Here is a 10720-nt window from a genome sequence, read left to right as displayed (position 1 = left end):
TCCTTAACCTGTTACCGCTCAATCGTTCGCCCTGTTCATCGCCCGTTTCAGGCGATGAATCCCGCGGATGACGTGTTCGGGTGCGTACCTGTTCAGCGTACTTATCTGCGTACTCAAGCAGCCACTGTTTCCGACGCCGCTGCCGCACCGGCGTGACCGCCGACGAGGCAATGCTTGTTGGCGACGTGATATTCGAATTCGTCCCAGTAGTGCTTGAGCATGCCGCGAACCGGCATGGCCGCTGCATCGCCGAGTGCGCAAATCGTGCGGCCCATGATGTTCTCAGCGACCGAGTTCAGCAGATCCAGATCTTCCGGACGGCCTTGCCCGTGTTCGATACGATGCACGACGCGATACAGCCAGCCAGTGCCTTCACGGCACGGCGTGCACTGACCGCACGACTCTTCGTAATAGAAATACGACAGACGCAGCAGCGAACGCACCATGCAACGCGTCTCGTCCATCACGATCACCGCGCCGGAACCGAGCATCGAGCCAGCCTTGGCGATCGCGTCGTAGTCCATGTCCGTCTGCATCATCATGTCGCCCGGGATCACCGGTGCCGACGAGCCACCAGGAATCACGGCCTTGATCTTCTTGCCGCCCCGCATGCCACCGGCCAGTTCCATCAGCGTCGCGAACGGTGTGCCAAGCGGAATTTCATAGTTGCCCGGACGTTCGACGTCGCCTGCGACCGAGAAAATCTTCGTGCCGCCGTTGTTCGGCTTGCCGATCTCGAGGTAATTCTGCGGTCCGATCGCAAGCAGGAACGGCACAGCAGCGAACGTCTCGGTGTTGTTGATCGTGGTCGGCTTGCCATAGACGCCGAAGCTCGCCGGGAACGGCGGCTTGAAGCGCGGCTGGCCTTTCTTGCCTTCAAGCGATTCGAGCAGCGCGGTCTCTTCGCCGCAAATGTAGGCGCCGTAACCGTGGTGCGCATGCAGTTCGAACGAGAAGCCCGAACCCATGATGTTGTCGCCGAGGAAACCAGCACGACGGGCTTCTTCCAGCGCTTGTTCAAAGCGCTTGTAGACTTCCCAGATTTCGCCGTGGATATAGTTGTAGCCGACCGTGATGCCCATCGCATACGCGCCGATGGCCATGCCTTCAATCAGCGAGTGCGGATTGAAACGCAGGATGTCGCGGTCCTTGAACGTGCCCGGTTCGCCTTCGTCCGAATTGCAGACGAGGTACTTCTGCCCCGGGAACTGACGCGGCATGAAGCTCCACTTCAGACCGGTCGGGAAGCCCGCACCGCCACGGCCGCGCAGACCCGAAGCCTTGACGTCGGCGATCACCTGCTCGGGCGGAATCTTTTCTTCCAGAATACGGCGCAGCTGGGCGTAACCGCCGCGCGCCACATAGTCTTCGAGATGCCAGTTTTCGCCGTTCAGGCCGGCGAGAATCAGCGGTTTGATGTGACGATCGTGTAAAGACGTCATTTCGAAAGCTCCTCGAGCAGCTGGTCGATCTTCGCGCGGCTCATGAAGCTGCACATGCGATGGTTGTTCACCAGCATCACCGGCGCATCGCCGCACGAGCCCATGCACTCACCTTCTTTCAAGGTGAACTTGCCGTCAGCCGTGGTTTCGCCGAAGTCGATGCCGAGCTTCTGCTTCAGATACTCAGCGGCGCTGTCGGAGCCGCCGTCCGGGCCGAGCTGGCACGGCAGGTTCGTGCAGAGCGTGATCTTGTACTTGCCGACCGGCGAGGTCTCGTACATCGTGTAGAAGGTAGCCACCTCCTGCACGGCGACCGCCGGCATGCCGAGATAGTCCGCAACGAACTGCATGAGTTCGGGCGACAGCCAACCATGCTCTTCCTGAGCAGTGGTCAACGCCGACATCACGGCGGACTGTTTCTGATCGGCGGGATACTTCGCGATCGCACGATCGATTTCTTTCAGGCCTTCAGCTGAGATCATTTTCAGACACGACTCTTTCAATTCCTACCGAACGAAAACCCGTCGCGCGTTGCATGTTGCGACAGACCCGGCGTTCCTTTTCTTGACGCGCGCTTCGGTGCAATCTGAAGACGCGCGCCGATGAATACGTCCTAGCGATCCACTTCGCCGAACACGATGTCCTGCGTACCGATGATCGTCACGGCGTCGGCGATCATGTGACCGCGCGCCATTTCATCGAGCGTAGACAGGTGCGCATAGCCCGGCGCGCGAATCTTCAGGCGATACGGCTTGTTCGCGCCGTCCGAGATCAGGTAGATACCGAACTCGCCCTTCGGATGTTCGACGGCCGCGTATGCCTCGCCTTCCGGCACATGGAAGCCTTCCGTGAAGAGCTTGAAGTGGTGAATCAGCTCTTCCATGTTCGACTTCATGCCAACCCGCGACGGCGGCGCAACCTTGTGATTGTCGACCATCACCGGACCCGGATTCTTACGCAGCCACTCAATGCACTGTTTCACAATTCGCGTGGACTGACGCATTTCTTCGACGCGAACCAGATATCGGTCATAGCAGTCGCCATTAACGCCGACTGGAATGTCGAAATCCATCTTGTCGTAAACTTCGTACGGCTGTTTCTTGCGCAGATCCCACTCGATGCCCGAGCCGCGCAACATCGCGCCGGTCATACCGAGGTTCAGCGCCCGTTCCGGGCTAACCACACCGATACCGACCAGACGTTGCTTCCAGATCCGGTTGTCGGTGAGCAGCGTTTCGTATTCGTCGACGCACTTCGGGAAACGCGTGAAGAAATCGTCGATGAAGTCGAGCAGCGAACCTTGACGGTTCTCGTTCATTCTCGACAACGCCTTCGCATTGCGGATCTTCGACGCTTTGTATTGCGGCATTGCGTCAGGCAGATCGCGGTACACGCCACCCGGACGGTAGTAAGCCGCGTGCATCCGCGCACCGGACACCGCCTCGTACACGTCCATCAGGTCTTCGCGCTCACGGAACGCATACAGGAACACCGCCATCGCGCCGACGTCGAGCGCGTGCGCGCCAATCCACATCAGATGGTTCAGCACGCGCGTGACTTCGTCGAACATTACGCGGATGTACTGCGCGCGAATCGGCACTTCGATGCCGAGCAGCTTTTCAATCGCCATCACGTAGCCGTGCTCGTTGACCATCATCGACACGTAGTCGAGGCGGTCCATATACGGCACAGACTGGATGAAGGTTTTGGTTTCCGCGAGCTTTTCAGTCGCGCGATGCAGGAGGCCGATGTGCGGATCGGCGCGCTGGATGACTTCGCCGTCGAGTTCGAGCACGAGGCGCAGCACACCGTGCGCGGCCGGGTGCTGAGGACCGAAGTTGAGCGTGTAGTTCTTGATCTCTGCCATGGCGTTCTCTTAGTGTTTCAGACCGCCATAGCGATCCTCGCGGATCACGCGCGGCGTGATTTCCCGCGGCTCGATCGTCACAGGCTGATAGACGACGCGCTTCTCTTCCGGGTCGTAACGCATTTCAACGTAGCCGGAGACAGGGAAATCTTTACGGAACGGGTGACCAATGAAACCGTAGTCGGTCAGGATGCGGCGCAGGTCCGGGTGACCCTCGAAGACGATGCCGTACAGGTCGAATGCTTCGCGCTCGTACCAGTTGGCCGAACTCCAGATATCGACGACTGACGCGACGATCGGTACTTCGTCGTCCGGCGCGAACACACGCAGACGCAGACGCCAGTTGTTCTGCACCGACAACAAATGCAGAACGGCCGCGAAACGCGGACCGTCGTATGCGCCATCGCCGTAGGTCTGATAGTCGACACCGCACAGATCCATCAACTGCTCGAAACCGAACAAGCGGTCGCCGCGCAGACGCGTTGCCACGTGGATGTAGTCGCTCGCCTTCACGACGATCGTCAACTCACCGACTGCCTCGGTGGTGCTCAGCAGGAGGCCGCCAAAGGCCGCCTCGAGGTTCGCTTTCAGGGTCTCGAGTTTGCTTGCCATATTGTGGGGGAGGCGTTGGCCTTATTGACGGGCGATGGTATTGGTGCGACGGATCTTGGCCTGCAGCTGGATCACGCCATACACCAGCGCTTCCGCCGTAGGCGGGCAACCCGGCACATAGACGTCGACCGGCACGATCCGATCACAGCCGCGCACTACCGAATAGGAATAATGGTAGTAGCCGCCGCCGTTCGCGCACGAGCCCATCGAAATCACCCAGCGCGGCTCGGCCATCTGGTCGTAGACCTTGCGCAGAGCCGGCGCCATCTTGTTGCACAGCGTGCCGGCGACGATCATCACGTCCGACTGACGCGGACTCGGACGAAACACCACGCCGAAACGGTCAAGGTCATAACGGGCAGCGCCCGCATGCATCATCTCGACCGCGCAGCACGCGAGACCGAACGTCATCGGCCACAACGAGCCGGTGCGCGTCCAGTTGATCAGTTTGTCTGCCGTCGTGGTGACAAACCCTTCCTTCAAGACCCCTTCGATACTCATTTGCTTTCCACTCCAGACGGGGCGGCAAGCCTTGGCCACCCACGCAAACCGGTGATTAATCCATCATTCCCAGTCGAGGCCGCCCTTCTTCCAGATATAGGCAAAGCCCAACAGGAATTCGAGCAGGAAAATCATCATCGCCATGAAGCCAGGCCAGCCGATGTCGCGCAGGGCCACACCCCACGGGAACAGGAACGCGGTTTCAAGGTCGAAAATGATGAAGAGAATGGCGACGAGGTAGTAGCGCACGTCGAACTTCATGCGCGCATCTTCGAATGCTTCGAAGCCGCACTCGTACGGTGCGTTTTTCTCGGTATCGGGCTTGTTGGGACCGAGGATCTTGCCGATGCTGACCAGTGCTACGCCTAAACCGGTGCCCACAATGAGGAACAACAAGACGGGGAAATAGGCTGCGAGGTTCAAGACTATCCTCTTTCGGTTGGTTCTGAATGCCGCCAAGAGCATAGCACTCCTGACGCGAAATCACTTCGGCAACGCACATGCCGCAAGCCCAACGCAAGCCGCGCGTCAGAAGTGAAAATGCCAGCCGAAGCGAAGCAAGCGGCTGGCATTTAGATAACATTTGGTGCCGACGGCGAGACTCGAACTCGCACAGCTTTCGCCACTACCCCCTCAAGATAGCGTGTCTACCAATTTCACCACGTCGGCACTAACTGCAATCCGGGAAAACAACTTATAAAACCCGCGAATCGCTTCAAGACTTAGATTGTAACTGGTCTAAACAGTTTGTTCAACGCACAAAAGCACTTTGAACGAAAATTTATTTCGGGACATCCGTAGCGGGGACGGATGCAGCCGACGCCGGCAATACTGCCGAGCCACCCGCCGGTAGAGCCGCAGCGGAAGCCGCGACCGGCGCAGTCACAGCCGTGCCCAGCAAGCCTGCGGACGGTTTCGCACGATACGCGCCGAGGTACGTGAGCGTCAATGTCGTGACAAAAAACACGGCTGCGAGGACGGCCGTGGTACGCGACAAAAAGTTTGCCGAACCGGTCGCGCCGAACAGGCTACCCGATGCGCCGCTACCGAAAGCAGCGCCCATATCGGCGCCTTTGCCGTGTTGCAGCAAGACAAGGCCAATGACCCCGAGTGCCGACAACAACTGAACGACGATAATCAATGTTTTCAAATACAGCATCACACTCACCTGAGTCTTTATTTAACCGCGCCACACAAAGTGTGCCGCGCGGGATTGGGTCATCCTCGCCGAGGCGCCCTGCTTAACCGGCGACGCTTGTCGCAGCCGCGGCCTTGCAGATCGCCAGGAAATCCTGGTCTTTCAACGACGCGCCGCCGATCAGGCCGCCGTCGATATCCGGCTCGCGAAACAATTCTTCCGCGTTCTCCGGTTTCACACTCCCGCCGTACAACAACGGCACATCCGCCACCGCCGCGCCCTTTGCCGCCAGACGCGAACGCAGGAACGCATGCACAGCCTGCGCCTGATCCGACGTTGCGCTCTTGCCCGTGCCGATCGCCCAGACCGGTTCATACGCGACAACGATACGTGCCGCGTCGTCCACCGACAGCTTCGCCAGCACTTCGTCCAGTTGCGCGCCGACCACCTGCTCCGTCGAACCGGCCTCACGCTCTTCGAGCGTTTCGCCGACACATACGATCGGGGTCAAACCCGCTTCCAACGCACGCTGCGTCTTCACCGCCACCAACTCCGAGCTTTCACGATGGTAAGCGCGGCGCTCCGAGTGCCCAACGATCGCAAGCGTGGCGCCGAAATCCACCACCATCTGCGCTGCTACTTCGCCGGTATAGGCGCCATGCGTGAACGCGGAAACGTCCTGCACGCCCCACACGACCCTGCTGCTTTCCAGCAACGCTTGAGTCTGCGCGAGATAAGGAGACGGCACACAGACGCCAACGCGCACATCAGCCGGCAATTCGCCAGCGCCTTGCGCCACCGCTTGCAACAGCGTTGCGTTCGCGGCGAGGCGCCCGTGCATCTTCCAGTTACCGACTACCAGCTTGGCTCGTTGTTTCGACATCGTCTCGTCTTGTATTGGCGGCGGACTTGGTTTGCGCTTACAGCCCGCCTTTCGGATTCATGCGGCGTGCGCAAAACGCGCAATTTTACTGCGTGGGGTGGATCGGGTCAAACCGACCGTGTCAAGCGTCCTGACCCCAAGTCAATACGATCTTGCCGACGTGCGTGCTGCTTTCCATCAGCGCGTGCGCTTCAGCGGCCTGCGCCGCCGGAAACACACGATGCACCACCGGCTTGATACGGCCATCTTCGAGGTGCTGCCACACGCGCGCCTTCAACTGCGCGGCGATCTTCGCCTTGAACTCGATCGGCCGCGGGCGCAACGTCGAACCCGTCACCGTCAAACGGCGACGCAGCACTTCGTTCAGATTCAGCTCCGCCTTCGCGCCGCCCAGCAAGGCGATCAGCACGATGCGGCCACCGTCGGCCAACGCCGTCAGCTCGCGCGGCACATAACTGCCCGCCACCATGTCGAGGATCACGTCGACACCGCGATCGTTCGTCAGCGATTTGATGACCTCGACGAAATCTTCAGTTTTGTAGTTGATCGCACGTTCGGCGCCGAGCGCCTCGCAGGCGCGGCACTTTTCATCCGACCCGGCCGTAGCGAACACACGGAAACCCAGCGCGTGCGCGATCTGGATCGCCGTCACGCCAATGCCACTCGAGCCGCCCTGCACCAGCAATGTCTCGTTTGGGGCGCCTTCGCCCTTGCCGAGCTGTGCACGGTCGAACACATTGCTCCACACCGTGAAGAATGTTTCCGGCAGCGAAGCCGCCTCGACGTCCGACAATCCGGTGGGTACCGGCAGACACTGCAACAGCGGCGCGGTTGCATATTCCGCGTAACCGCCACCGGCGAGCAAGGCACACACGCGGTCACCCACTTTCAGACCGAACGGGTTGTTCTTCTCGTCGATGGTGCCGCCGACGATCTCACCCGCCACTTCCAGCCCCGGCAGATCCGAAGCACCCGGCGGCGGCGCGTAGCCGCCTTTGCGCTGGAACACGTCCGGACGGTTGATGCCGGATGCTGCCACCTTGATCAGTACCTCGCCCGCTTTCGGCTGCGGCATCGGCCGCTCCGCCAGCTTGAGAACTTCCGGCGCGCCGAATTCGGTGATTTCGATCGCTTTCATCTGCGTCTACTCCAAGATTGGATTGCGTTGCCTACTGACGGAAATCGTCTGAGCTGCGACGAAGCGCTTCATGCAAACAGAGTACCCGCTTATGCCGGTTTGCACCTGCTTGCGTCTGCGCGCTTCTGTTTGCAACGCAATCCACCCTGCACCCTTCATGAAAAACGGCCGGCGCGCGTTTGCGCTGCCGGCCGTCGCCCTGCTACCGCATTACTGCGGCGTCGGTTCGCCTTGCGGCGCGCCGTTCGCGGCGTCGTTCAGCAACGCCTTGGCCGACAAACGCACGCGGCCCTTTTCGTCCGTCTGGATGACCTTGACCTTCACTTGCTGGCCGTCCTTCAGGTAGTCGTTGATGTCCTTGATACGCTCGTTGGCGATTTCGGAGATGTGCAACAGACCATCCTTGCCCGGCAAAATGTTCACGATCGCGCCGAAATCGAGCAGCTTGAGCACGGTACCTTCGTACACTTGGCCCACTTCGACTTCCAGCGTGATGTTCTCGATACGCTTCTTCGCTTCGGCCATCCCTTCGCTGCTCGTGCTGGCGATGGTGACGACGCCGTCGTCCGAAATATCGATCGTCGTGCCGGTTTCTTCGGTCAGCGCGCGGATCACCGAACCACCCTTGCCGATCACGTCGCGGATCTTTTCCGGATTGATCTTGATGGTGATCATGCGCGGTGCGTAGTCCGACAGCACCGTGTTCGCGCCCGACACAGCCGAGGTCATCTTGCCGAGGATGTGCATACGGCCTTCCTTCGCTTGCGCGAGGGCGACCTGCATGATTTCCTTGGTGATGCCCTGGATCTTGATGTCCATCTGCAGCGCGGTCACGCCTTGTTCGGTACCTGCCACCTTGAAGTCCATGTCGCCGAGGTGATCTTCGTCGCCGAGGATGTCGGTCAGCACGGCAAACTTGTTGCCTTCCAGGATCAGGCCCATGGCGATGCCGGCGACGTGCGCCTTCATCGGCACGCCGGCGTCCATCAGTGCGAGGCAGCCGCCACACACCGAAGCCATCGACGACGAACCATTCGATTCGGTGATTTCCGACACCACGCGGATCGAGTAGCCGAATTCGTCGGCGCTCGGCAGGCAGGCAGCCAGCGCGCGCTTGGCCAGACGACCGTGACCGATTTCACGGCGCTTCGGCGAACCGACGCGGCCCGTTTCGCCGGTCGCGAACGGAGGCATGTTGTAGTGGAGCATGAAGCGCTCGCGGTACTCGCCTTCGAGCGCGTCGATGTTCTGCTCGTCGCCCTTCGTGCCCAGCGTTGCGACCACCATGGCCTGCGTTTCGCCACGCGTGAACAAGGCTGAGCCGTGCGTACGCGGCAGCACGCCGGTACGGATTTCGATCGGGCGCACCGTGCGCGTGTCGCGGCCGTCGATACGCGGCTCGCCGTTCAAGATCTGGGTACGGACGATCTTCGCTTCGATGTCGAACAGCACATTGCCGACGCTAGCCTTGTCGGCTGCAACGGTGCCGGCTGCCGCGGCTTCTTCTTCCAGCTTGGCCGACGTTGCTGCGTAGACTTCCTTCAGCTTGGCCGAACGAGCTTGCTTGTCGCGGATCTGATAAGCGGCGAGCAGATCGGCTTGCGCCAGTTCCGACACGCGGGCGATCAGCGGCTCATTCTTGGCGGCCGGCTTCCAATCCCATTCCGGCTTGCCACCTTCGCGAACCATCTCATGGATCACGTCGATCGCGACTTGCATTTGTTCGTGGCCGAACACCACTGCGCCGAGCATGATTTCTTCGGACAGTTGTTGCGCTTCCGATTCCACCATCAGCACCGCGCGTTCCGTACCGGCGACGATCAGGTCGAGTGCCGATTCCTTCATCTGCGGACGCGTCGGGTTCAACACGTATTCGTTGTTGATGTAAGCCACGCGTGCTGCGCCGACCGGGCCGTTGAACGGCAGACCGGAGATGGCGAGCGCCGCCGACGCGCCGATCAGCGCGGGGATGTCAGCGGGGATTTCGGGGTTCAGCGACAGAACGTGGATCACGACCTGGACTTCGTTGTAGAAGCCTTCCGGGAACAGCGGACGGAGCGGTCGGTCGATCAGGCGCGAAATCAGCGTTTCGCCTTCCGACGGACGGCCCTCACGGCGGAAGAAACCACCCGGGATCTTGCCTGCAGCGTAGGTCTTTTCGAGGTAATCGACGGTCAGCGGGAAGAAGTCCTGGCCCGGCTTGGCGGTCTTGGCGCCGACCACAGTAGCCAGCACAACGGTGTCTTCGACGTCGACGATCACCGCACCGCCCGCCTGACGAGCGATTTCGCCCGTTTCGAGGCGAACGTTGTGTTGTCCCCACTTAAATTCTTTGACGATCTTGTTGAACATAGTCATTGCTTTTCCTCTTCGTTATGCCGCGCGGACCAGAAGCGGCGCGGCAACGCCAGGACCGGCGCCACATGGGGAGAGTAGTGTTATGCCATTCCAGAGAACCACGCTCTACGCGCGCGAACCGCTGGAATGACACAAAGCTCTGCCCTGAGGCCCGGCCATATTTCCGCTTTTTTGCTGCTTTTCTTACTGCTATTTTCCTGCTAGCCACCGCATGAATCGTCACGCTAGCGCGACCGGCAGGCAGTGCGCGTCACATGAAGCACACCGTGCAAAAACAAAATGCCTGTATCAGTGGAACTGACACAGGCATCTTGCTGAACGACTGGCCGATTACTTACGCAGACCCAGCTTCTCGATCAGTGCGCGGTAACGATCCGCGTCCTTACCCTTCAGGTAGTCGAGCAGCTTACGACGGCGGCTCACCATGCGCAGCAGACCGCGGCGGCTGTGGTGATCCTTCGTGTGAGCCTTGAAGTGAACGGTCAGTTCGTTGATACGGGTCGTGAGCAGCGCGACCTGAACTTCGGGGGAGCCGGTGTCGTTAGCTGCGCGTGCGAATTGCGCAACGACTTCGGACTTCTTGCTTGCTTCAACTGCGGACATGTCGATTTCCTTAAGAACTAGACAGGCGGTCACGGAAGAAAGGCCGTGCCGTGGGTTACCCGTGTGTGCTTTCGCATTCAATCGCATTGCAAGCATGACAACCATGCAACACGCCTGACAACGGGACGCGTATTGTAGCACAGCCCGATCCGGCCGCGAACCCCGCTGTGCCGGGGAT

11 protein-coding genes and 1 tRNA gene are annotated in these 10720 nt (G+C 60.2%); all 12 read right to left on the bottom strand.

Features of this window, described 5'->3' with window-relative positions:
• Nucleotides 1-113: 113 nt before the first annotated feature.
• The 12 genes from nuoF to rpsO all read right to left on the bottom strand — a co-directional run bounded on the left by nuoF (nt 114) and on the right by rpsO (nt 10542).
• On the bottom strand, nt 114-1442 hold the full coding sequence (gene nuoF, locus PQQ96_RS30540; RefSeq protein WP_408299499.1) for an NADH-quinone oxidoreductase subunit NuoF: 1329 nt from the start codon (nt 1440-1442) through the stop codon (nt 114-116).
• Complete coding sequence (gene nuoE, locus PQQ96_RS30535; RefSeq protein WP_325046510.1) at nt 1439-1924, bottom strand: NADH-quinone oxidoreductase subunit NuoE; 486 nt, start codon at nt 1922-1924, stop codon at nt 1439-1441. Before nuoE ends, nuoF begins: the two co-directional genes overlap by 4 nt.
• Nucleotides 1925-2055: 131 nt before the next feature.
• The gene (locus PQQ96_RS30530) at nt 2056-3309 is read right to left on the bottom strand and encodes an NADH-quinone oxidoreductase subunit D (protein ID WP_169489257.1); all 1254 of its coding nucleotides are present in this window, start codon (nt 3307-3309) and stop codon (nt 2056-2058) included.
• Nucleotides 3310-3318: 9 nt separating this feature from the next.
• Nucleotides 3319-3921 (bottom strand): NADH-quinone oxidoreductase subunit C, encoded by a 603-nt coding sequence (locus tag PQQ96_RS30525; RefSeq protein WP_408299497.1) that lies wholly within the window; start codon nt 3919-3921, stop codon nt 3319-3321.
• A gap of 21 nt (nt 3922-3942) precedes the next feature.
• Nucleotides 3943-4422, bottom strand: a complete 480-nt coding sequence (locus PQQ96_RS30520; protein WP_006052903.1) for a NuoB/complex I 20 kDa subunit family protein — start codon at nt 4420-4422, stop codon at nt 3943-3945.
• 63 nt (nt 4423-4485) lie between these two features.
• Complete coding sequence (locus PQQ96_RS30515) at nt 4486-4845, bottom strand: NADH-quinone oxidoreductase subunit A (protein ID WP_007175615.1); 360 nt, start codon at nt 4843-4845, stop codon at nt 4486-4488.
• 161 nt (nt 4846-5006) lie between these two features.
• Nucleotides 5007-5091, bottom strand: a tRNA-Leu gene (locus PQQ96_RS30510).
• A gap of 112 nt (nt 5092-5203) precedes the next feature.
• Entirely contained in the window at nt 5204-5581 is a 378-nt protein-coding gene (gene secG, locus PQQ96_RS30505) for a preprotein translocase subunit SecG (RefSeq protein WP_408299495.1), read from the bottom strand.
• An 82-nt stretch (nt 5582-5663) separates the two neighbouring features.
• The gene (gene tpiA / locus PQQ96_RS30500) at nt 5664-6443 is read right to left on the bottom strand and encodes a triose-phosphate isomerase (RefSeq protein WP_408299493.1); all 780 of its coding nucleotides are present in this window, start codon (nt 6441-6443) and stop codon (nt 5664-5666) included.
• Between the two features lie 121 nt (nt 6444-6564).
• The gene (locus PQQ96_RS30495; protein WP_408299491.1) at nt 6565-7581 is read right to left on the bottom strand and encodes an NAD(P)H-quinone oxidoreductase; all 1017 of its coding nucleotides are present in this window, start codon (nt 7579-7581) and stop codon (nt 6565-6567) included.
• A gap of 210 nt (nt 7582-7791) precedes the next feature.
• Nucleotides 7792-9939 (bottom strand): polyribonucleotide nucleotidyltransferase, encoded by a 2148-nt coding sequence (pnp, locus tag PQQ96_RS30490; protein ID WP_408299489.1) that lies wholly within the window; start codon nt 9937-9939, stop codon nt 7792-7794.
• 330 nt (nt 9940-10269) lie between these two features.
• A complete protein-coding gene (gene rpsO, locus PQQ96_RS30485) occupies nt 10270-10542 on the bottom strand; it encodes a 30S ribosomal protein S15 (RefSeq protein ID WP_090688003.1) in 273 nt (90 codons plus the stop codon).
• Between the last annotated feature and the right edge of the window lie 178 nt (nt 10543-10720).

The organism is Paraburkholderia sediminicola, from assembly GCF_046027825.1.
Lineage (GTDB): Bacteria > Pseudomonadota > Gammaproteobacteria > Burkholderiales > Burkholderiaceae > Paraburkholderia > Paraburkholderia sediminicola_D.
Note: the sequence above shows the minus strand (reverse complement) of the source record. Positions and strands in the feature narration are given on the sequence as shown.